We start from the raw sequence: 611 nt of genomic DNA, 5'->3' as shown, positions 1-611 counted from the left end.
CCTCAGGGTCAGGTCTTGTCTTGCCACATGCCACTTCGAGCGATGCGGCTTACCGTCGCATAGTGCAAGCCGAAATGCTCGCCGATCGCCTTCAAGGTGTAGCTGCCGCTGGCGTAGGCGGCGCGAATGGCGCCGTCACGATCTGATGCCGCACGTTCGTATTGCGCCAGCGACTTCTGCGCTCGCTGCTTTCGAGGCACCTCAGGTGAAGGCGCCCGGGCGCGCGCCACCATCCGCTCCGCAAAGTTGTCATCGCCGAGGAACAGTTGCTGCTTGTTCTCCGGCAATGAGACCCCGGCACCCTCCGCCACAAAGCGCGCGAATGCTCGCCGCGCCACGCCGCGATCCGCCGAAAACAGCTCAAGCATCTCGGCGACCGCCAGCGTGTCCTGCGCCGTTGCCTTGCCCATGACTGCCCGATAGCTGCTCCATGGCCAGTCGGCGGCCGAAGCACACAGCTTCGCGCGCACCGGGTTCAACACGATGTAGCGCGACAGCTCCAGCAGATAGCTGTCCCTGTCGACCAGGATCGCCTTGTAGCGACCTTGCAGCACATGGCCGACGCGGGTATGGCGCCGGTTGAACGCCTGCGTGTAGACACCATTGACCTC

Annotated in this window: 1 protein-coding gene; it reads right to left on the bottom strand. The window is 64.2% G+C overall.

Annotated features, from left to right (window positions below; all coding sequences use genetic code 11):
- Window positions 1-8: 8 nt before the first annotated feature.
- On the bottom strand, window positions 9-611 hold a 603-nt coding region (locus tag ACFPPB_RS20395; RefSeq protein ID WP_377330502.1), incomplete at its 5' end, for a transposase.

It is taken from the genome of Rhodanobacter terrae (genome assembly GCF_042657005.1).
Classification (GTDB): domain Bacteria; phylum Pseudomonadota; class Gammaproteobacteria; order Xanthomonadales; family Rhodanobacteraceae; genus Rhodanobacter; species Rhodanobacter terrae.
Note: the sequence above shows the minus strand (reverse complement) of the source record. Positions and strands in the feature narration are given on the sequence as shown.